Origin of the sequence: Streptomyces sp. NPDC008086 (genome assembly GCF_042957325.1) — a bacterium.
Lineage (GTDB): Bacteria > Actinomycetota > Actinomycetes > Streptomycetales > Streptomycetaceae > Streptomyces.
In genome coordinates this window covers 501,271-521,129 of record NZ_JBIBIA010000001.1, presented here as the reverse complement: position 1 = coordinate 521,129, position 19,859 = coordinate 501,271, and the positions used below count along the sequence as shown (strand labels likewise).

The window sequence follows — 19,859 nt, the reverse complement described above, 5'->3', positions numbered from 1 at the left end:
ATGTCTCAACGTCCTTCCGTGGCCCTGAACCGGGCCTCGTCGCTCGTGAAGCGCTTCTCGTCCCGCCGCCGGGCCCGCCGGAAACGCCACAGCTCCTCGCCGTACGGCAGCAGCACGCAGGCCCCGATCGCGACGCCGATGCCCGCGAGACAGCCCCGCGACAGCGGCCGACGGCGCGGCACGAGCCGCCACGCGTCGGGATCGCCCCGGCCGCCGCGCACCAGGGACTTCACCTGGTCGGCGTGCCGGCACATCAGTGCCGAAAGCGCGCCGAACGGCAGCGACTCCAGGAAGCTGTGGATGTGCTGCTCGACCGGCCTGACCTCGCGGTCGCTGTCCACGGCCGTCCGCACGTCCCACAGCGCGGTCGCCTCGTGCGCGGCGGTCGCGCCCGGCTGCACGCTCAGCAGCGGCGGGTTGACCTCGTAGCGCAGGGTCAGCGCGATGGGGATGCCGACCTCGGTCATCATCAGCGTGGGGGCACCTCCCACGCCCTTGAGGCAGCGGGGGAGGATGAGTGACTCCTTGACGCCCGCGGTCTCCTGGATCCGGGTCCGGCGGTGCATCCACCAGTCGGCGACGCCCGGCACGAACCAGCCGGGCAGCAGCCCGTAGAGCAGATAGCGGACGGTGGCGTCGCCGATGTCCTCGGTGACACCGGAGCCGCTGATCTCGGTGGCCTGGTCCCGGCTCATCCGATCACTCGTCCGGAGCCGCGCGGCTGATCTCGGCCAGCGCGGAGTCGGGGTCCTGGGTCTCGGCGAGGTCCCCGAGGCTGACGATGCCGACCGGCAGCCCGTCCTCGACGACCGGCAGTCGCCGCACCGCGTGCTCGCGCATCAGCGCGACCGCCACGGACACCCGCTCGCCCGGGTCGATCAGCACCGGGTCCCGGCTGCACACCGACCGGGCGCTCACCGTCAGCGGGTCGGCGCCGTCGGCGACCGCCCGCACCGTGATGTCACGGTCGGTGAGGACGCCCACGACGTCCTGCCCGTCGGCCACCACGACATCCCCGATGTCCTGCGCCCGCATCAGCTGCGCGGCCTCGACGAGCGAGGCGTCCGGGCGGACGGCGACCACACCCGGCGTCATCACGTCCCTCACGAAGTCAGCCATTCCTGGTGCCCCCGCTTTCCCCGGCCCCGGTCAGGGCCTCGGCCAGCTGCTGGACGTTGGCGTAGCGCGTCGAACGCGGCAGCCGCTCCAGCGACTCGACCAGGGCGTCGGGCGCGTACCCGCGGCGCAGGGCGGTGCTCAGTTCCCGCGGGCTCGCCGGGAAGGCGCTACGGCCCAGGATCCGCGCCAGCTCCAGCCGGACCGTCGCCAGGGAGGCCGTACCTCCCGGCGTCACCGGCCCGCCCGCGACCTGCGGATCGTCGTCCGCGGTCGGCTCCGGGTCGTGCCACTCCTCCGTCCGGGTGGGGTGCCCGGACCGCAGCAGCCCCTGGAGTTCGTGCTTCATCTCGTCGTCACGGTGAACGCTCAGCCGGTCACTGCCTCGCTGCATGACTCCCTCCAGATCTTCGGCGTGCGCACCGCGTACCCGTACATCCGGGGGCGACACAGGGTTTGCGCGGCGGAAGGAGGGAGACCCGGCCCGGTACCCCCCACGCACGTTCTGCTCCGGGGAAGGACCAGGTCATGGCACTGCTCGCTGTGCTGCTCCCACTTCTCATGCTCGGCATGGTGCTGGCACTGGGCCGCTACGAGGACTTGCTGCTGCCGAAGGAACCGGTCGAGCCGGACCGGCCGAAGGGGGCGGCGCGGGCCCATTGAGCGCCGGCCGATCCGACAGCCGCCGGGCACGCTCCGAATCGGTTGTTGTGCCAGGGGCGCCGGAGCACTCTGAGCACATGGAGCCGGGGCGTCAGGACGAGGACCGCCGGTCATCGGGTAGTACGTCCCGCCCTAAGCGCACCTGCCCTGTTCGGCCTCGCCCAGGGCCCGTGCCAGGTCCGGAGGCGAGGCCGAGAAGGGCGAGGAGGCGGCTGCCCTTGCGTTCCTGCCGGATGGTGAGGCGGCGGTAGCCGAACAGCCAGGAGATTCGCAACCGCCGGCCCTACCGACCACCTGGGTGGCGCCGCACGCACTGTCCCGGACCAAGGCGCGACCCAAGCGCCCCGATGACGAGTGGCTTGTCGGGACTTTCCGGTCAGTTGCTCGCGGGCCGGGTGCAGAGAAGGCGTGAGATCTCCCGCTGGGTGACCGCCGGTTGGTCGGCATCGACGGCAGCGAGCAAGAAGCCCCGACGAGCTTGCGTGACACCGGTCTGACGCCTCATCAGGCGAAGCGCTTCGACTCGCAACCTTCGAAACTCGATGCAGGTTCCACACGGATCAGCCCGTTCTCTCCGTCGCCAGGTTGCGCTAGGCTCCCGCAACGTGTCGAAGCGCTTCGACGCTGAGTGTCTTCGACCTGAGGAACAGGCCTTTCGACTCAATGGAGAGTTCTCTATGCCGAGTTCAGCCGGTTTCACTCGCCGTCAGATCATGACGACCTCGGCGGCCCTCGCCGCCACGGCGCTGTCCGTCCCGACGGCCGCCCAGGCCGCTGCCCGTTCCACTGGTTCCGCCGCGTCGGCGTCCGCGCTGGACGTCGTCGCGAACATGCAGCCGGGCTGGAATCTGGGCAACAGCTTCGAGGCCATCGGCGCCGACGAGACGGCGTGGGGCAACCCTCGGGTGACCCAGGCGTTCTTGCGCAAGGTGAAGGCGCAGGGCTTCAAGAGCATCCGGATACCGGTGACTTGGGGCCAGCACGAGGGCCCCGGTCCCACCTACACCCTCGACCCGGCGTTCCTGGCCAGGATCAAGCAGGTGGTCGACTGGGCCCTGGCCGAGGGCTTCTACGTTCTGATCAACATGCACGGCGACGCCTGGCAGTGGGTGCCGAACATGCCGTCCCAGCATGACGCCGTCCTGGCCCGCTACACGGCCACCTGGCAGCAGATCGCGGCCACCTTCCGGGACGCGTCGCGACGACTGCTCTTCGAGAGCATCAACGAGCCCTTCTTCAACGGTAGTTCCGGCGACCAGCAGAACGCCGTTCTGATGCACGAGCTCAACACGACCTTCCACTCCGTGGTGCGCGCGACCGGCGGAGGCAATGCCGACCGCCTGCTCGTCATGCCGACCCTCGGGGACACCCCGGATCAGGCCAAGATCGAAACCTTGCTCGCCACCTTTTCCGCGCTCGACGACCCGAACCTCGTGGCCTCGATCCACTACTACAGTTTCTGGCCCTTCAGCGTGAACCTCGCCGGCTACACGACCTTCAACGCGACCACCCAGCAGGACCTGACCGACACGTTCGACCTGCTGCACAGATCCTTCGTGGCCAAGGGGATCCCGGTCGTCGTCGGTGAGTACGGGCTGCTCGGCTGGGACTCCGGCCCTGGCACGGTCGAAGAGGGTGAGACGCTCAAGTACCTCGAGTATCTCGGCCACTACGCGCGCTACCGGGGCTTGACCACGATGCTGTGGGACAACGGCAGTCGCTTCAACCGCCGCACCATGCAGTGGAACGACCCGAGCCTCTATGCGCAGATACGGTCGAGCTGGACCGGGCGCTCCGGCACCGCGTCCACTGATCAGCTCTTCGTGCCCAAGGGCAAGACCCCGACGGATGCGACGATCACGCTGAACCTCAACGGCACCAGGCTGATGAGGATCGATGTCGGCGCCCACCCTCTGGTCCGGGGCGTGGACTACACCGTCAGCGGCAATACGCTGACGATCGCGGCGGCGACGCTCGGCCGGCTGACCGCGTCGCAGGAGCACGGCACGAATGCCGTCCTGTCCCTCCGGTTCACGGACGGAGTTCCCTGGGCCGTCAACGTCATCACCTATGACAAGCCGGTACTGACGAGCGCGACGGGTACGACGACCTCGCTGGTGATACCCACCGCGTTCAACGGAGACAAGCTGGCGACCATGGAAGCCGTCTACGCCGACGGCACCGCCGCCGGTCCGCAGTCCTGGACGACGTACAAGCAGTTCAACGTGGCCTTCATACCGGAACACACCGCGGGCACGATCACCTTGCCGACCGCGTTCTTCGACGAGGTCACCGACGGCGCCGCCGTGACCCTCACCTTCCACTTCTGGAGCGGGGCGATCTTGACGTACGCGCTGGCCAGGTCCGGCACCGCGGTCACGGGCACCTCTGCCTGAGAACGGGTCTGTCTGGCCGCCTTCGCGGTCGTACCGGATGAGGCGCCCGCCCGCGCTCTTCGGCCTCCCGTGATCACGAACCGGACATCACACGGCCGTGCCGAGGACAGTCATCGCGCAGGCGGTGGAGACGCTCTGGGCCGAGATCGCCCGGGAGGCCACCATCGCCCGGCTCCTCGCGGACGGCAGCGACATGGCCTTCGAGCCGGTGTCGGCCACCTTCTCCGGCGCGGCCGGACCGCTCCAGGCCGCCCATGGTAAGTGGATCGACTTGCCTCAAGAGTGGGGCGGGGGTTACCTTCCTATGGTGAGTCGCCCGACTTACCTTACGCCTCGGCAGGGAACAATGACCATGAATCGTCTTGCGGGCAAGCGCGCCCTCATCACCGGCGGCACGAGCGGGATCGGCCTGGAGACCGCCCAGCGTTTTATCGCGGAGGGGGCCGACGTGCTGGTCACAGGCGTAACCCCCGCCAGCATCGACAGGGCCCGGCAGATCCTCGGGGGCAATGTGCCGGTGGTGCAGGCCGATGCACGCGATCTCGATGCGCAGCGCGGCCTGGCCAAGCAGGTGCGTGAGCACTTCGGGGAGCTGGACGTGGCGTTCCTGAACGCCGGTGTCTCGGACTGGCGGCCCTTCGAGGATCACACGGAGGACAGCTACGACCGGCTCTTCGACATCAACGTCAAGAGCGTCTTCTTTCTCACCCAGGCCCTGGTGCCCGTGCTGGCCAACCCGTCCTCGGTCATCCTCAACGCGTCCAACAGCGCGCACGGCGGCTACGGGCATTCGAACGCCTACGCCGCGACGAAGGCGGCTGTCGGCTCCCTGATGCGGTCGTGGAACGCGGACCTGCTCACCTCGCACGGCATCCGGTTCAACGCGGTCAGCCCCGGCCCGGTGGACACCCCGCTGTACTCCGCCGCCAAGCTCGGGATCGAGGACCCCGCAGTGCAGGCGGCGGTTGTGAAGGGGATCAGCTCCACCATCCCGCTGGGACGCATGGGTATGCCCGAGGAGGTCGCGGAAGCCGTCGTCTACCTGGCCTCCGACGCCTCCGCCTTCGCGGTGGGCCAGGACCTTATCCTGGACGGCGGCCAGACCGTCCTCTGACAGCGAGGACGCGGCCGGGAGACGGGCGAGGGGCGTAGGGATGTCGGTGGAGGACCGAGCGGGAACCGGTGGCGACACGTGCCAGGCCGGGTATCACGCGCAGATCAAAGAGGAGAACCGCGCGCGCATCATCCGCGCCGCCCGCGACCTCTTCCTTGCCCGGGGATACGACAAGACCTCCCTTGCCCAGATCGCCAAGGAGGCCTGTGTCTCCACCGGCACCCTCTTCAAGCGGTACCCCTCCAAGGCCGCACTGTTCACCGCCGTCACCTCCGAACAGTGGCAGCTGGACGTGGAGTACGCCGAACCGCCCCCGCCCGGTGATCCCCGGTACGGGCTGGACCACATCGGCCGCGACTACGCCTGCCTGGTCGCCCGGCCGGGCACGGCGGCGCTGTGCCGCCTCATCATCACCGAACTCCCCCAGATGCCGGAACTCGCTGACATCGTCGGCACCGGCTTCGCCATCGACCGCGGCCCCTTCTTCGACCGGCTCCGCGACTACCTGGAAGCCGAAGCGCAGGCCGGCACACTCGACTTCCGTGCGGCCGACGGACAGCCGCAGTCGGCATCCGCAGTGGCCGAACAGTTCCTCGGCATGATCTGCAGCCAGTTCCTGTGGCCTCAGCTCGTACGGACCGACTTCGTCCCGCCCAACCCCACCGACGCCGCGATCGTGGACGAAGCCGTCGCCCTCATGCTCGCCCGCTACAGCACCCGATCCTGAACCCCGGACCACCAGTCCACGCCGCCAGGACCCCGAAACGCCGCCCTACCGGCACAGGTGCAGGTGGCCTCCCGGTACTGTCGGCGTGCGCCGGTCCGCACCGCCGCCGAACGCGGCCACCGCTGCCGCAATCCGCTCTGGCGAGACACCGACGGCTCACCGGCCGCCTGGTAGTCGCACCCAGCACTCCCAGCCGGCCCGACGTTGCTCGACACGCCGAAGCGTGAAAACGGCCGTCCTGCTGTCTCACGAACAAGCCAAGGTCAGCAGGTCAGGCGACCCGGCGAGGTTGAACACAGGTTGCATGCCACGGCGCCTTCGCGAGAACGACGGTTGATCGGATCGCACCCACGCGACACCCCCGAAAGGGGGGTGACCACGGCGTTCTCGGGACGCTTACGCCACCGCGTTCAGCATGTCGGCCAGTACGTCGGGCCGTTCCAGGGCGATGAAGTGGCCGGCGTTCCGGACCTGTGTGAAGTCGGCGGCGGGAAGCAGCTTCTTGTTGGCGTCCCGGTCGGAGGGGCGGGACCAGTCCTTCTCGCCGTAGACGAGGTGGACGGGTGCCTTGACCTCGGGGTAGCGCGAGCGGGCCGCGATGAGGCTGGGCAGGGCCTGGTACACGCCTCGCGCGACGGTCGTGTAGCCGGGGCGCCGGCCCACCCGTAGGAGCTCGTCCACGTAGTCCGCGCGCAGTGCGCTCTTGTCGCCGAGGCCGCCCTGGAGGATTCTGGCGAGGGCGGGCCTGGGCTCCACCCCGGCGATCACGGGTCCCACTCCGGGGGCGAGGACCCCGCTGATCACCACGCGGGCGAGGAGGCCGGAGCGGGCGATTCCGCCGGGGAAGTCGTAGGTGTTGACCGCGAGGACGCGTCGGACCCGTTCCGGGAGATCGGCCGCGGTGGTCAGGGCGAGCACCGCGCCCATGGACTCGCCGACCAGCGTCACGTCGTGGAGGTCGAGTTCGGTGAGGAGCCGCTCGACGCCCGTGCGCATGGCCGGCTCGTCGTAGGAGGCGCCGGGCACGATCTCGGAGTGGCCCATCCCCGGCAGGTCGAGGGCGTACACGGTGTAGTGGTCGGCGATCAGCGGGATGAGGTGGCGGAAGTGCTCGGCCTGGGTGCGCACGGTGTGCAGCAGGACCAGGGGTGCGCCGCTGCCCGCCTTGAGGTAGCGCAGAGTTCCCTCGCGGCCGTCAAGTCCCGCGCGCGGGGCGATGGTGTGGCTGGTCGTCCCGGGGACGTGGATCGTGGGACGTGATTCCTGGCTGGGCATTTCGCCGACTCCTTGTGCGTGAACTGCGAATGGGTCATTCGGGTGCGGGTGCGGGTTCGACTGGGAGGAGGACACCGGTGGCGCGCGGCCTACGGCCCCCGCTGTGGTCCGCGACCTACTTGGCCGGCTTGGCGTACAGCACTTCCACCAGCGCCTTGCCGATGCCCCTGCTGCCACCGGTGACGAAGACGTCAGCGCCTTTCAAAGCGGTCATGACTGCCTCCACACGGAGAGGAAACCGTTCGGTTTTCATCACAGTAAACCGATCGGTTTCCGAGCGCAAGCTCATCCTCTTCTTGGGCCGTGGCGCCCAGCGCCGGGGGCGACAGGCGCACACCATCACGGCTCGGCGACGGCCCTTCCCCTCAAGGCCGTCACCGAGCCCCTCCCGCCCCCCTGAAAACCGATCGGTTTTCATTTTGTCGGAATCGAGTTAATCTCACAGCATGACCACCGAAGTGAAACGAAGCCCCAGGGAGCGACTGCTGGAGGCGGCGGCCGCGCTCACCTACCGAGACGGTGTCCACATCGGCGTCGAGGCGCTGTGCAAGGCGGCGGGAGTGTCCAAGCGCTCCATGTACCAGCTGTTCCAGAGCAAGGACGAACTGATCGCGGCGAGTCTTGAGCGGCGCACTGCCGCCTACGTGGCGGCACTCCTGCCCGCGGCGGACGACGACCGCTCCCCCCGGGAGCGGATCCTGCATGTCTTCGAGCAGGTGGAAGCGCAGTCGGGCGCGCCCGAGTTCTACGGCTGCCCCTATCTGGCCGCGCAGATCGAGCTCAAGGACCAGAGCCACCCCGCCAGTCGGGTCGCCCATGGGGTCAAGGAGGGCCTGACCGCCTTCTTCCGCGCCGAGGCCGAGCAGGGCGGGGCGGGCGATCCCGGCCTGCTGGCCCGGCAGCTCAGCCTGGTCTTCGACGGTGGCAGCGCCCGCGCCGGCATCGGCGCGGACACGCTGAAGGGGCTCATCGCGCCCACGGTGATCACCCTGCTCGACGCGGCGGGCATGCGCTGACGGATCCTCCATCCGGAACGCTTCCCACGACTGCGCCGTCGCCTTCTTGTCAGGGGGAGAGTCGAAGGGATAAGGCCGCGTGGTGCCGACCCGCCTGGCGATCGCCGCGCGGATGGCACTCTCGCACCTCTCCCGCGCACTGAGCCTGCCCATGCGGGTACTGACGGAGGCGGTCAGGGACGGCGACGCGCCCGCCGTCGTCGCCGAGGCGATCGTCGCGGCGGCGACCGACGCCAGGCCGAAGTTGCGCTACACCGCCGGCCCCCTGGCGGGACGCGTGAGCACACTGCGCCTTCTCGTTCCCGCCCGGGCCTTCGACAAGCAGATCCGCAAGATCAACCGCCTGGCCGGCTGACGCGCTGCCGGAGCGCGATCCCGCCCTGATCACGGTGCCGCCGGCGAAATCGGTGCTGTGAGCCGGACACGGTGCTGTGAGCCGGACGATGGTCGACATGCTGCTCGAGCAATGAACCTGGTGCGGGCGTTCGTGCGGCAGGGTGGCGAACGCGCCCAAGGGGCTCCGCCAGGCCGGGGCGGAGGTCTTCGTCGGTGACCTGCTCACCATCGCCGACGTGACCGCCGCGCTGAAGGGCGCTCGGCGCCCCTACTTGAGCCTCTCGCCGTACTGCACCGACGCCGTCAGCCTGATGGCCGCGGCGGCACGGGCCCACGGCGACATCGAGGTGTTCTTCAACATCTCCGAGTACGAGTAGTCGTTCAAGCGCGGGCGCGGGAAGGCGACCGCGCCGGTGCCCCCGTGTCGAGTCGCACGACAGCGTATCGGTGAGGCGGGGACCGAAGGCGCCGCTGCCGTCCGACGAAGGGTGATCCGTCGGACGGCGAGGGCGGTCGCCTCAGTGGGAAGGACGGGCGAGCTGCTGCTCCAGGAAGGCGAGGACCGTCTGCCACGTCGGCGTCACCGGGTGGGGCGGTGTGCTGTGCCCCTTCTTCGTGCTCTCCTGGTAGGCACCCTGGCGGGTCGTGTCGTCGGTGAGCATCGCGAAGTCCGTGCCGTGTCCGGCCTTCGGGAAGGAGATCAGGCGCGCGTCGTCGCCCGCGGCGGCCAGCTTGTCGAAGAGGATGCGGCTCTGGTGGTAGGGCACGATCGTGTCCCGCTCCCCATGGAGGATCAGGAACGGCGGGGTGCGCCGGGCTCCGATGTAGCTGAGCGGATCGGCCGCGGCGACCTTCTCGGGGCAGGCCGTGATGGTGCAGCCGAGGAGCCGTGACTCGGGGGAACGGGCGTCGGAGTGGCAGTCCGTCAGCCCGAACGCCGAGTTGAACTCCGTGCAGTTGTCCAACATGTGGGTGTCCATCTGAAGGAAGTCCGTGGGCGGGTAGAACGGCACTGCCGCCTGAACGGCGCTTGAGGGGCCCCGTACCCCGACGTCGCCTTCGAGCGTCGGGATGTTCCCGGTGACGGCTGCCATCGCTGTCGTCCAGCCGCCGGAGGAGTCGCCCATGATGGCGAACCGGTTCGGGTCGAGGTGATACGCCGCCGCGTGCGCGCGCAGCCAGCGGATGGCGCCCTTGATGTCGTACAGCTGCGCCGGGAACTGCGCCTGCCCGCTGGAGCGGATCGCCACGCCCGCGACGGCGTATCCGTGCGGGTTGAGCTGGGCGGCCACCTTGTCGGTGCCGCTCCGACCGCTGTCGGCCAGCCAGCCCGAGCCGCTGGTGAAGATGACCAGCGGGAGCGGCTCCTTCGACCGAGGAACGTAGAGGTCCAGCAGGTGGCCCTGGGTTCCGGCCGGCTGGGCGGGCGCGTAGGCGAGGTCCTTGTTGACGTCCACATCCGTTTCCGCTCGTGCGGGGGCGGGGACGGCGGTCTGGGCGGCCATGAACAGGGCCACACCTGCGGCGGCCGCCGCTAGCGCCAGCGGAACGCGCCTCGATCGTGGTCGCCGTATGTACAGCCGTATACGCGGCAACATCGTGCTGACTCCTCTTCGATTCGGGTGTGCGGCGGGAATGAGAGAACGGGGTCGGAACATCAACTACCGGTGATCTACGCACCCGGCGGGGCCGTGACCGCCGTCCGGGCAGATGCGGGGGTCCGTCCGGTGCGCCGGGCCAGCGGTACGAGGGAGATCGCGACGGCGCCCACGAGCCCGGCCAGCGCGAAAGCGGTGAAGCCCCACACGGCGCCGCGCATGTTGACGTCCATGCCGTCGAAGAACACGGACAGCCAGCACAGGGCCAGCACAGGGAACACCGTGCGGAACGTGTGCGGGGGAGCCGACGCGGCGGACGTGGGGGAAGAGAGCATCTGCGTCCTTTGGAGATGTGGGGCCTCGAAGCGCGCGTCTGTCGACAAGCTGGTTCGCCTAGTGAAATATAGTTCACTTCGAGCGAGCATGAGTCTCGGACGACGGTCGGCCGGTGTCAATGGGAACGGCCGGCCTTCCGTCTCGGTCACCCGACTTGCATCCCGTGCGTGGACCGTCTGCCCAGCAGCCGGTCCGTTGAGGAGTCAGCGATGAGCAGTAGCGAGTTTCCTGAGGTCAGGACGGCGGCGGGCGCGGTGCGCGGTCGCCGGGAGGGTGGCCTGGAGGTCTTCCGGGGCATCCCGTTCGCCCAGCCCCCGGTGGGTGCGGCGCGTTTCGCGGCGCCGCGACCGGTGGACCGCTGGGACGGAGTGCGTGAGGCGCTCGCGTTCGGACCGCCGCCCCCGCAGGAGCCGATGGGCCCCGAGGCGGAACTCCCCGCCGGCCTTCCGGCCGGTGACGACTGGCTGACGGTCAACGTCTGGACGCCGGAGACGGACCCGGCCGCACGACGGCCGGTGATGGTGTGGATCTACGGCGGCGCCTACAAGTTCGGCTCCGCCGACGACCCGGCCTACGACGGCAGTCGTCTCTCCCGCGACGGTGACCTGATCGTGGTCACCCTCAACTACCGAGTCGGGATCGAGGGGTTCGCCCTGATCGACGGCGCACCCGCGAACCGCGGACTGCTCGACCAGGTTGCCGCCCTGGAGTGGGTGCGCGAGAACATCAGCGCCTTCGGCGGCGATCCCGACCAGGTCACCGTCTTCGGCGAGTCCGCGGGCGCCGGGTCCATCGCCGCGCTGATGGCCATGCCGCGAGCGCGGGGTCTGTTCCGGCGGGCCATCGCCCAGAGTGTGCCGGGTACGTTCTTCTCCGCCGCGCTGGCCGGTGACATCGCCGAAGCACTGGCCGGCGGGCTTGGGCTGCGCCCGACGGTCGCGGATCTGTCCGGTGTGGACCCGCGCAAGCTGCCCGAGGCAGGGGCCGCACTGACCGCCGGGATGCGCGGATACCTCGACCGCTGGGGCCCGGTCGCTCTGACCCCGACCCCCTTCTCGCCCGTCGTCGACGGTGAGGTCCTGTCCACCACCCCGTGGCAGGCACTCGCGAGCGGCGCCGCGCGGGACGTGGAGCTGATCGCCGGGCACAACCGGGACGAGTACCGTCTCTTCCTCATGCTCGGCGGGCTGCTCGGGCAGGTGGACGAGGCCCTGGCCTCGATGGTGCTGGGCCTGTTCGGACCGGCACCCGATGGCGAACAGGCCTACCGTGCGGCGTTCCCGGACGCCCCGTCGGAGTACCTGTTCGAACTGGTCCAGTCCGACTGGCTGTTCCGCATGCCCTCCCTTCACCTGGCGCAGGCGCAGGTGGCGGGCGGCGGCCGGGCGCACGTGTACGAGCTGACCTGGGCCGCACCCGCCAACGGCGGCGTTCTGGGCGCCTGTCACGGACTCGACGTACCCCTGACCTTCGGCGTGTACGGCGGCCTCGGCGCGATGCTGACCGGGCCCGTGCCCTCGCCCGAGACCGAGGCGCTCTCGGCTCGTTTCTGCTCCGCCTGGACCGCCTTCGCCACCACGGGCGACCCGGGCTGGCCCGCGTACGACGCCGAGCGCCGACTCGTCCAACTCCTCGACGCCGAACCGACGGTCACCAGGTACCCGGAAGAGGCCGCCCGCCGCATCTGGGAACACCACGTCTTCGCGCCGCTGCCGCTGACGGCGGCGTAGCCCGGCCACGTCGGGGTTGCTTCGCTCCCTGGTCGGCGAGGTGATGACCGGTCGGCCATGGCGACCCTGGCCCGCTGTCACCAAGCCTCCGTAACCACTGCTGTACGCCTCTTGACCTCGGTGCGGGCGGGGGCCTAACGTCCGGCCTGTCGTGTTCGTCACACGAAACTTTGTGCGCTTGGCGCACATGTTGCTCCCTCAGGAGGGGCCCTATGCAAAGGCGCGTTTTTGGGCTTGCCGTCACGTTGGCGACGGTCGTGGCCGCGGCCGGATGTGGATCCTCGTCGTCCGGGGCCGGTGACTCGGCCTCCTCCGGCGGGACCACGCAGGTCAAGGTCGGCGTCATCCCCATCGTGGATGTCGCCCCGCTCTATCTGGGGCAGAAGAAGGGCTTCTTCACCAAGCGCGGCATCGATCTGAAGATGGAGACCGCGCAGGGCGGTGCGGCCATCGTCCCCGGTGTGGTGAGCGGTCAGTTCCAGTTCGGGTTCAGCAACGTCACCTCCTTGATGATCGCTCAGACCAAGGGCGTGCCGATCAAGTCCGTGGTCAACGGAGTGGCGACCAACGGCAAGATCGGGGCCGATGTCACCGGAGTCGCCGTCAAGAAGGACAGCTCGATCAAGTCCGCCAAGGACCTCGTCGGCAAGACGGTGGCGGTCAACACCCTGCAGAACATCGGAGACACCACCGTTCGCGAGTCGGTGCGCAAGGCCGGTGGCGACCCCTCCAAGGTCAAGTTCGTCGAGATGCCGTTCGACCAGATGCCGGCCGCACTGGACGGCGGACAGGTCGACGCCGCCTGGATGGGCGAGCCCGCGCTGACCATCGCCAAGGGCCAGGGCGCTAGTGTCGTCGCCTCACCCTTCGCCGAGACCGATCCGAAGCTCACCGCGGCGACGTACTTCACCTCCACGCAGCTCCTGCAGCAGAAGCCCGACCTGGTGAAGAAGTTCACCGCGGCCATGACCGAGTCACTGGAATACGCCTCCCAACACCCGGACGAGGCACGCCAGATGCTCACCGGCTACACCAAGATCAGTGGCCCGGTGCTGAAGGAGCTCACCCTGCCTGCCTGGCCGACTGAGATCGACATGGCCTCGCTGCAGAAGCTGGCCTCGCTCGGCGAGCAGGACGGCATCTTCGGTGGCAAGAAGCCGGACCTGAACGCGCTGTTCTCATGACACCGTCGGCAACCGCGTCCGTGACGACGAAGCCCGCCGGGACCGACACCGGTCCCGGCGCTGCCCGAAACCCGCGCCGCCTGGGCGCCGCCGCTCCACTGCGCGGCCTGGCCGGTCTGGCCGGCCTGGTGGTGGTCCTTCAAGTGCTGCCGCACAGCGGCCTGGTGTCCGGCGACTACCTCCCGCCCGCTTCGGAGATGACCAGGGCCCTCTGGCACCTGCTCGCCGAGGACGCTTTCTGGACCGCCCTCGGTGACACCCTGACCGGATGGGGACTGGGCCTGGCCATCGCCGTAGCGGCGGGGCTGGTGGCCGGAATCGTGATCGGTTCCGTGCCCGTCCTGCGGGCGGTGACCGCCTCCACGATCGAGTTCCTGCGTCCGATCCCGTCCGTGGCGCTGATCCCGGTGGCGGTGCTGCTCTACGGCACCGATCTGAGGTCGGTGCTCCTGCTGGTGGTCTACGCCTCGTTCTGGCAGGTGCTCGTCCAGGTGCTGGCCGGGACGCAGGACGTCGACCCGGTCGCCGAGGACACCGCCCGCAGCTACCGGCTGGGCGGCTGGGGGCGGGTGCGGTACGTGATGTGGCCCACCGCGCTGCCGTACGTCATGACGGGTGTGCGGCTGGCCGCCACCGTCGCGCTGGTGCTCACCATCACCGCCGAACTCGTCATCGGAGCCCCGGGCCTGGGCCACGAGATCGCCATCGCACAGACCTCCGGGGCCGTGCCGCAGGTATACGCCCTGGTTCTGGTCACCGGGCTGCTGGGGGTCGCCGTCAACCTGATGGCGCGGGCCGTCGAGCGTCGGGCGCTGCACTGGCACCCGTCCGTGCGCAGGGAGGGGTGACAGGATGTTCTGGACGACCGTCCTCACCGTGGGAAAGCGGGTTTCGCTGGTGCTGGGCCTGCCCGCGGTCCTGTTCGCCGTGTGGTGGTTCGCCACCGCAGGCAGCACCGACTTCTACGTTCCGCCGCTGTCCGCCATCCTGCAGAAGTTCGGGGAGGTCTGGACGGGCGCGCGCCTGGAGTCGGACGTCCTGCCCAGTCTGCTCCGGCTCGGCGCGGGCTACCTCCTGGCCGTCGTCACCGGGGTCGGACTGGGCCTGCTGGTCGGTCTGAGCCGCGTCGTGCGGGATGTCCTGGAGCCGGTCCTGGAGCTGTTCCGGGCCGTCCCGCCACCCGTGCTGGTACCGGTGATCATGTTGTTCGCGGGCATCGGCGACACCATGAAGATCATCGTCATCGTCAGCGGCTGCCTGTGGCCGATCCTGCTGAACACGGTCGAAGGCGTCCGTGCCGTGGACGAGGTGCTCAGCGACACCTGCCGTTCGTACGGCATCGACGGCCCCGCCCGCCTGTGGCACCTGGTGCTGCGCTCGGCGAGCCCGCAGATCGTCACGGGCATGCGGCAGTCGCTGTCGATCGGGATCATCCTCATGGTCATCAGCGAGATGTTCGCCGCCAGCAACGGCCTGGGCTTCACGATCGTGCAGTTCCAGCGGTCGTTCGCCATTCCCGAGATGTGGAGCGGTGTGCTGCTGCTCGGCCTGCTCGGGTTCGTCCTGTCACTGCTCTTCCGCCTCGCGGAGAACCGGGCCCTGGCCTGGTACCGCGGCCTGCGCCGCGCCCAGCGCACCCCCTGACAAGGAGACGTCGATGCTCGACGTACGCAATCTGCAGAAGACCTACACCGCACGCAACCGCAGCGTCGAAGCACTGCGGAACCTGACGTTTCACATCGATGCCGGCGAACTGGTGTGCCTCGTCGGCCCGTCAGGCTGCGGCAAGACGACCCTGCTGAAGTGCATGGCCGGCCTGCTCACCCCCACCGGCGGCGAAGTGATGCTGGACGGCCGGCCGGTCAGCGGGCCACCTCCAGGCATGGCGGTGGTCTTCCAGGAGTACGGCCGCTCCCTGTTCGCCTGGATGAACGTGCGCGACAACGTCGCCCTTCCGCTGCGCCGCAAGAAGCTCGGCAAGGCCCGTGAGCGGGAACTCGTCGAGCACGCCCTGGAGGTGGTCGGGCTGGCCGACGCCCACCACGCCCACCCCTGGCAGCTCTCCGGCGGTATGCAGCAGCGCGTCGCCATCGCCCGCGCCGTCGCGTTCGAGCCGAAGGTCCTGCTCATGGACGAACCCTTCGCGGCCGTCGACGCCCAGACCCGCGCCGAACTGGAGGACCTCATCCGGCGGTTGTGGCACGAACTCGGGGTCACCGTACTGTTCGTCACCCACGACATCGACGAAGCCGTCTACCTCGGCCAGCGCACCATCATCCTGTCCGCGTCACCGACGGTGGTGCAGCAGGACCTGACCATCGACCTCCCCGACGAACGCGACCAGTTGCACACCCGCTCCAGCACCCGCTTCGCGGAACTGCGCTCGCACGTCTACGAGCAGATCCAGCGCGCCAAACACCACAACGGCGAAACCGAACGGACGGGGACGGCCGACCCCAGTGATGACCTCGCCCTGCAGAACTCGGAGCCCTAGCACACCGCCCAGCACGGTGTGGCCGGGGCTCCCCGCAGCATCGCGTCCGAGGCCGCGCTCAGCGCCGGGCACGGCAGACACCGGGCCGCGGGAATCGACTGCGGGGGGCCTCGCACCGGCGGCTCCTTGCGGGCCGGCCGTCTGCCTCTCCCGACCACTCTCCCGTTCGCCGAGCCCGAAGCCGCGGCAACGCTCGCGTGGTCTCCTCGCCCCGGCACCGCCGAGTGGATCCCCGCACCCGCCAGGCATCATTCACTGGAGTGACGAGACAGCCGCTGCGGAGAGCCCATGACATCGACCCACGCCGTGCCGCCCGCCCACCCAGCGACGGTGCCCGCGCCGCCGGAGGAGTCGGTCGCATCCCTCATGCGCGGCATCGCCGTGCTGCGCGGGCTCACCGACGTCGGAGGGGCGGCCGGCCTGAGCGATCTGGGACGGGCCACCGGGCTGGCCCGCGCCACCGTCGACCGGGTCGCCGGAACGCTCGCGCACATGGGGTACCTGCGCCTGGACGGCAGTAGCGCCGTCCTCGAGCCCCGCCTGATGGAGTTGGGCAATGCGTATCTGGGCGCTCTGCGTCTGCCCGATCTGCTGGGCGGACATGCCGACGGACTTGCCGACGAACTCGACGAGTCGGTGTCCCTCGCGGTGGCGGACGGTGACGGCATCCGCTTCATCCACCAGGCGATCCGCCGCCGCACCTTGTCGCTGAGCTTCCGTATCGGCGATCTTCTGCCTGCCGAACGCACCGCCCCCGGACCGCTGTTGGCAACCGAGTGGAGTGCGCAGGACTGGACACGGTGGCGAGAGCGGCAGGCCCTCGACCCGGAGGACCTCGGCTTCCCGGCGATCCCGCCTCGGTCGCACGGCGCCGTCGCCGAGGACTTCGAAACACGGGTCGAACGTGCGCGTGTACACGCCTGGGCCATGGACGACCAACTGATCGAGACCGGCCTCGTGGCGGTGTCCGTTCCGGTGCGCGCCCCGGACGGCCGTATCGCCTGTGTGGCGAGTACCGTGAGTCACACCAGCAGGCACAGCGCCGACTCGTTGCGCGACTCCCTTCTGCCCAGACTGCGTACGGCGGTGTCCGCCATGGAACGGGAGCTCGCTGACGCCGATGCCCCACCGTCCGAAACCCGGAGCGCGCCCTCGGGCCGCGCCGCCTGGGCCAGGGAATCCAAGCAAGAACTGGGTGGGGAGTTCATCGCGTCCTTGGCCCGCGGCCTGACCGTGATCACCGCGTTCGGCGAGGGCCGTGCCGAGCTGACGCTCTCCGAGGTTGCCGAGCGCACCGGCCTGCCACGTGCCACGGTTCGCCGGGCCCTGATAACGCTGGAGCATCTTGGTCATGTCACGGTGCACGGCCGGGTCTTCCGGCTCACTCCACAGGTACTCGCCCTCGGTTTCCCGCCCCTGTCCAGGACAACGCTGGCCCGAATCGCCCATCCCCACCTCACCGCTCTCACCCAGCGGGTGCAGGAGTCGACGTCCCTGGCGGTGCTCATGGGGGATGACGTCCAGTGTGCGGTCTCCGTCGCCGCGGGGCGCATCATGGACGCCGACATCGGCGTGGGCTCACGCATGCCCGCCTACGCGACCTCCACGGGACGGGTCCTGCTGGCGGGTCTGCCGGCCGAGGAGTACTCCAGCCGGCTGGCCCACCTGCGGATGGGGGCGTTGACCCCTCGTACCGTCACACGGCCCGCCGTCCTCAGGGCGATCCTGGATCAGGTGCGCGAGGAGGACTACGCCCTGGTCGACGGGGAGCTCGAAGCGGGCCTCCGCTCGATTGCCGTACCAGTGCGTGACCGCGAGGGCAGCCTCGTCGCGGCGATCAACGTCACCATGCACAGCAGCCGACGCTCGGCCGCGGAGTGCGTCGAGGCCGTCTTGCCGGAACTGCGTGCAACGGCTGTCCGGACGGAGCTGGATCTGCACCTGGCCGGACGGTTCGTTCGAGTTCCGCCTCTTTGAACGGCGAGGGCGATGTCGCCGAGTCTGGAGCGGGAGTTACTCGCTCCGCTGACATCGCGGGCCGCCACAAGGCGACCGCCTGTGAGATCCGGGCTGGATCTCCTGGAGTGACCTGCCGGAACGCTCCGGGTCGTGGAAAACGGTGTACGCCCGCTTCCGCCGCCGCGCCCTGGACGGCGTGTTCACCCGGGCCCTTCGCGGCCCGCATCGTTTGCGAGCGTCCGAGGCGTCGCCGGCTGCAGTTGAGGGGCAGAGAGCGTCTCGCTGCCTGCTCCTGCCGGGGACCGCTGGTTCCTGGCGAAGGCGGTCAGGTGCGGATGGTGTTCCCGCCCCTGTTGGCGGGCGTCGTCACGGTACGTTCCGCTGGGACGTGGACGAGTGCCGCGGCCTGGGGCTCACGGTGCCTCGACCCCGCATCCTGGCGGCGCCACCGACCGACCGAGCACGGAAACACGATGAAGGACCACCCGTAGCCGACTGGCCCGCTTTCTTGAGCGGCGGCGGGAGGCCTGCCGTGGACGCGGCTCGGTATCTGGCCGGCAAGTCGTACCGAACAAGGCCGAGAACCTGCACGCCCTACGCCGGGAACTCGCCTGCGTCGGCGAGGGTGCGGGTCTGGCGCCAGCACGGCGAGCGGCAACCGAGCAGATGTGGTGCCTGACGCTGGCCCACACCGCGATCGTCACCCGGACCACCGAGTACTACGGCCTCGCAGTCACCGCACTGCGTCGGGCCGGACGACCCTTTGATGACGACTTGCTGGCCCACATATGGACCAGCCGCCACGCCAACGTCGACTTTTACGGCACCCGGGCCGGATTGTTCGGTCTGGTTGGCGCAGTAGGGCGGTTCGGGCCCGGGGCCCTACGCCGGCGAGCGTGGTGGTGCTGGATGCGGCCGGTTTCAGGTGGGGCGGCGGATGGCCTGCACGGCGGTGTCGTAGAGGTCGAACATGTCGGCCTGTCCACCCAGGCGTACCCATTCCTCGTTGGCTGCCTGCATGCAGACGATCGCTGCGGCTGCGATCGCGCGGGCTTGCAGGGTGCGGCGGTCGGAGTCGGGCAGTCGCGGCTCGATCAGCGGTGCGAACAGGTCTTGCCAGCGGGCTTGCTTCTCGGCGTGTCCGGCGCGTAGGGAGTCGTTGCCGAACAGCAGCGTGATGAACTCCAGGCGCCCTTCGGCTGTCATGTCGATCTCCTCGAGCACCTGGAACGCGGCGCGCAGCGCCGCCCAGGCGTCCTCGTCGGCCGGGCGCTCGGCGAGGCGCGCGGCGATCAGCTCGCCCTGTTCGTCCAGGCCGCTGAGCGCGAGGTCTTCCTTGTTGCGGAAGTAGTTGAACAGGGTCCGCCGGGAGACGCCCGCGGCGGCGGCGACCTCGTCGAGGGTCGTGTTGTCGAAGCCCTTGGCGGCGAACAGCTCGATAGCGGTCCGGGCCAGAAGTGATCGGACCACGGAGCGGGTCTGTTCCCGGATGGGGGCTGGTTTCTGAGGCATGCATCGATGGTACTTCGTCTCACGCCATGCATCTATTTGCACTCAGTGCAAAAGCGTGCGTAGAGTGAATGGCGTGAGCGACATCGACTACCACCGTCAGACCGTCATCGTCACCGGCGCCAGCTCCGGCCTCGGCGCCGAACGCCAGGACGCACTATCGCCCGTGCAGCGGCCAGGGCATGGCCGAGGCGCACACCTCCGCAAGGAGGCCCCCGATGGCTGATCACGACCTCGTTCTCGTCATCGGCACCGAGGTCGTCACCGGGGCCACCTCAAACGTCACGACCATCGCCGAGGCGGGCTCCGAGTCCGCCTCGGCAACAGATGAGCACTCGATGACGGTCGCCGACCGTCGCAAGGATTGAAAGGAGAGGGGGAGGAGGTACCCGCGAGGGCGCCGTGT

The 19,859-nt window shown here is 69.5% G+C and carries 22 protein-coding genes and 3 pseudogenes; 16 read left to right on the top strand and 9 right to left on the bottom strand.

The features are described 5' to 3' along the window. Positions 1–5: 5 nt before the first annotated feature. Genes ACFZBP_RS02305 through ACFZBP_RS02295 form a run of 3 tightly spaced genes read right to left on the bottom strand, consistent with a single transcriptional unit; the run spans position 6 to position 1,510 of the window. Positions 6–695: a diguanylate cyclase gene (locus tag ACFZBP_RS02305; RefSeq protein WP_391409412.1), complete on the bottom strand. Its 690-nt coding sequence runs from the start codon at positions 693–695 to the stop codon at positions 6–8. A gap of 4 nt (positions 696–699) precedes the next feature. Continuing rightward, entirely contained in the window at positions 700–1,119 is a 420-nt protein-coding gene (locus ACFZBP_RS02300) for a CBS domain-containing protein (protein ID WP_383452990.1), read from the bottom strand. Further along, complete coding sequence (locus ACFZBP_RS02295; protein WP_383452992.1) at positions 1,112–1,510, bottom strand: DUF2795 domain-containing protein; 399 nt, start codon at positions 1,508–1,510, stop codon at positions 1,112–1,114. Before ACFZBP_RS02295 ends, ACFZBP_RS02300 begins: the two co-directional genes overlap by 8 nt. Before the next feature lie 134 nt (positions 1,511–1,644). Between ACFZBP_RS02295 and ACFZBP_RS02290 the strand changes: the two genes are divergently transcribed. After that, positions 1,645–1,779, top strand: coding sequence for a hypothetical protein (locus ACFZBP_RS02290; protein WP_383452994.1), 135 nt, complete (start codon positions 1,645–1,647; stop codon positions 1,777–1,779). A gap of 713 nt (positions 1,780–2,492) precedes the next feature. After that, a complete protein-coding gene (locus tag ACFZBP_RS02285; protein WP_391409410.1) occupies positions 2,493–4,175 on the top strand; it encodes a cellulase family glycosylhydrolase in 1,683 nt (560 codons plus the stop codon). Between the two features lie 87 nt (positions 4,176–4,262). On the opposite strand, the gene ACFZBP_RS02280 is transcribed toward ACFZBP_RS02285, so the two are convergent. Further along, positions 4,263–4,394 (bottom strand): hypothetical protein, encoded by a 132-nt coding sequence (locus ACFZBP_RS02280; RefSeq protein WP_391409409.1) that lies wholly within the window; start codon positions 4,392–4,394, stop codon positions 4,263–4,265. A gap of 133 nt (positions 4,395–4,527) precedes the next feature. Here ACFZBP_RS02280 and ACFZBP_RS02275 point away from each other — a divergent pair, with 133 nt between their 5' ends. Next, positions 4,528–5,289: an SDR family oxidoreductase gene (locus ACFZBP_RS02275; protein WP_391409408.1), complete on the top strand. Its 762-nt coding sequence runs from the start codon at positions 4,528–4,530 to the stop codon at positions 5,287–5,289. 40 nt (positions 5,290–5,329) lie between these two features. Then, complete coding sequence (locus tag ACFZBP_RS02270; protein WP_391409407.1) at positions 5,330–6,016, top strand: TetR/AcrR family transcriptional regulator C-terminal domain-containing protein; 687 nt, start codon at positions 5,330–5,332, stop codon at positions 6,014–6,016. A 396-nt stretch (positions 6,017–6,412) separates the two neighbouring features. Here ACFZBP_RS02270 and ACFZBP_RS02265 read toward each other — a convergent pair whose 3' ends face one another. Both ACFZBP_RS02265 and ACFZBP_RS02260 read right to left on the bottom strand, forming a co-directional pair. Next, positions 6,413–7,291: an alpha/beta fold hydrolase gene (locus tag ACFZBP_RS02265; RefSeq protein WP_391409405.1), complete on the bottom strand. Its 879-nt coding sequence runs from the start codon at positions 7,289–7,291 to the stop codon at positions 6,413–6,415. A gap of 121 nt (positions 7,292–7,412) precedes the next feature. Continuing rightward, positions 7,413–7,505: pseudogene (locus ACFZBP_RS02260) on the bottom strand (short-chain dehydrogenase); the annotation flags it as partial. 232 nt (positions 7,506–7,737) lie between these two features. Between ACFZBP_RS02260 and ACFZBP_RS02255 the strand changes: the two are divergent. The 3 genes and pseudogenes from ACFZBP_RS02255 (at position 7,738) to ACFZBP_RS02245 (ending at position 9,020) form a co-directional block, all read left to right on the top strand. After that, positions 7,738–8,307, top strand: coding sequence for a TetR family transcriptional regulator (locus ACFZBP_RS02255; RefSeq protein ID WP_391409403.1), 570 nt, complete (start codon positions 7,738–7,740; stop codon positions 8,305–8,307). Positions 8,308–8,464: 157 nt separating this feature from the next. Continuing rightward, positions 8,465–8,662, top strand: a pseudogene (locus ACFZBP_RS02250) (short-chain dehydrogenase/reductase); the annotation flags it as partial. A 142-nt stretch (positions 8,663–8,804) separates the two neighbouring features. Further along, positions 8,805–9,020 (top strand): hypothetical protein, encoded by a 216-nt coding sequence (locus ACFZBP_RS02245; protein WP_391409402.1) that lies wholly within the window; start codon positions 8,805–8,807, stop codon positions 9,018–9,020. Between the two features lie 141 nt (positions 9,021–9,161). On the opposite strand, the gene ACFZBP_RS02240 is transcribed toward ACFZBP_RS02245, so the two are convergent. Further along, the gene (locus tag ACFZBP_RS02240; RefSeq protein WP_391409401.1) at positions 9,162–10,148 is read right to left on the bottom strand and encodes a prolyl oligopeptidase family serine peptidase; all 987 of its coding nucleotides are present in this window, start codon (positions 10,146–10,148) and stop codon (positions 9,162–9,164) included. A gap of 167 nt (positions 10,149–10,315) precedes the next feature. Beyond that, the gene (locus ACFZBP_RS02235; RefSeq protein WP_391409400.1) at positions 10,316–10,576 is read right to left on the bottom strand and encodes a hypothetical protein; all 261 of its coding nucleotides are present in this window, start codon (positions 10,574–10,576) and stop codon (positions 10,316–10,318) included. Between the two features lie 210 nt (positions 10,577–10,786). On the opposite strand from ACFZBP_RS02235, the gene ACFZBP_RS02230 reads away from it, so the two are divergent. From ACFZBP_RS02230 to ACFZBP_RS02200, 7 genes and pseudogenes are all read left to right on the top strand, one after another. After that, on the top strand, positions 10,787–12,307 hold the full coding sequence (locus tag ACFZBP_RS02230) for a carboxylesterase family protein (protein ID WP_391409398.1): 1,521 nt from the start codon (positions 10,787–10,789) through the stop codon (positions 12,305–12,307). 212 nt (positions 12,308–12,519) lie between these two features. Then, a complete protein-coding gene (locus ACFZBP_RS02225; RefSeq protein ID WP_391409397.1) occupies positions 12,520–13,491 on the top strand; it encodes an ABC transporter substrate-binding protein in 972 nt (323 codons plus the stop codon). After that, the gene (locus ACFZBP_RS02220; protein WP_391409396.1) at positions 13,488–14,339 is read left to right on the top strand and encodes an ABC transporter permease subunit; all 852 of its coding nucleotides are present in this window, start codon (positions 13,488–13,490) and stop codon (positions 14,337–14,339) included. Before ACFZBP_RS02225 ends, ACFZBP_RS02220 begins: the two co-directional genes overlap by 4 nt. A 4-nt stretch (positions 14,340–14,343) precedes the next feature. Beyond that, positions 14,344–15,135, top strand: a complete 792-nt coding sequence (locus ACFZBP_RS02215; RefSeq protein ID WP_391409394.1) for an ABC transporter permease subunit — start codon at positions 14,344–14,346, stop codon at positions 15,133–15,135. 13 nt (positions 15,136–15,148) lie between these two features. Next, positions 15,149–15,985 (top strand): ATP-binding cassette domain-containing protein, encoded by an 837-nt coding sequence (locus ACFZBP_RS02210; protein WP_391409393.1) that lies wholly within the window; start codon positions 15,149–15,151, stop codon positions 15,983–15,985. A 288-nt stretch (positions 15,986–16,273) separates the two neighbouring features. Further along, positions 16,274–17,962 carry an IclR family transcriptional regulator C-terminal domain-containing protein gene (locus tag ACFZBP_RS02205; protein ID WP_391409392.1) on the top strand — a complete coding sequence of 563 codons (1,689 nt, stop codon included), beginning with the start codon at positions 16,274–16,276 and terminating at the stop codon, positions 17,960–17,962. 477 nt (positions 17,963–18,439) lie between these two features. Continuing rightward, positions 18,440–18,760, top strand: a pseudogene (locus ACFZBP_RS02200) (Tn3 family transposase); the annotation flags it as partial. Positions 18,761–18,865: 105 nt separating this feature from the next. On the opposite strand, the gene ACFZBP_RS02195 reads toward ACFZBP_RS02200, so the two are convergent. Continuing rightward, a complete protein-coding gene (locus ACFZBP_RS02195; protein ID WP_391409390.1) occupies positions 18,866–19,456 on the bottom strand; it encodes a TetR family transcriptional regulator in 591 nt (196 codons plus the stop codon). Between the two features lie 73 nt (positions 19,457–19,529). On the opposite strand from ACFZBP_RS02195, the gene ACFZBP_RS02190 reads away from it, so the two are divergent. Together ACFZBP_RS02190 and ACFZBP_RS02185 are read left to right on the top strand one after the other, a co-directional pair. Next, positions 19,530–19,679 (top strand): hypothetical protein, encoded by a 150-nt coding sequence (locus tag ACFZBP_RS02190; RefSeq protein WP_391409389.1) that lies wholly within the window; start codon positions 19,530–19,532, stop codon positions 19,677–19,679. Beyond that, complete coding sequence (locus ACFZBP_RS02185) at positions 19,672–19,821, top strand: hypothetical protein (RefSeq protein ID WP_391409388.1); 150 nt, start codon at positions 19,672–19,674, stop codon at positions 19,819–19,821. The genes ACFZBP_RS02190 and ACFZBP_RS02185 overlap by 8 nt, the downstream gene beginning before the upstream one ends. Positions 19,822–19,859: the final 38 nt, after the last annotated feature.